We start from the raw sequence: 416 nt of genomic DNA on the forward strand, positions 1-416 counted from the left end.
CTTCCAGCTGGCTGAAATCCACCGTACGGGCATCGATACGTGGTGGTGTACCGGTTTTCAAACGATCGACACGGAAAGGCAAGGCACGCAAGCGATCAGCCAAAGCGATCGACGGGGGATCCCCGGCGCGGCCGCCGCTGTAATTCTCCAGGCCGATATGGATCTTGCCGCCCAGGAAGGTGCCTACGGTTAATACCACGCTGCGGGCACGAAATTTCAGGCCCATTTCGGTCACCACGCCAACAGCACGATCCTGCTCGACGATCAGATCGTTAACAGCCTGCTGAAACAGCATCAGATTTGGCTGGTTTTCCAATGCTTCACGAACCGCGGCTTTGTAAAGTGCCCGATCAGCCTGAGCGCGAGTTGCACGCACTGCCGGGCCTTTAGAAGAATTCAGAGTACGGAACTGAATT

General features: G+C 56.2%; 1 protein-coding gene. It reads right to left on the reverse strand.

Annotated features, from left to right (window positions below; translation table 11 throughout):
• Nucleotides 1-416: FAD-dependent oxidoreductase (locus ACYP03_RS24285; RefSeq protein WP_459782410.1), on the reverse strand; the 416-nt coding region annotated here is incomplete at both ends.

Source organism: Photobacterium sp. R1 (genome assembly GCF_054600795.1).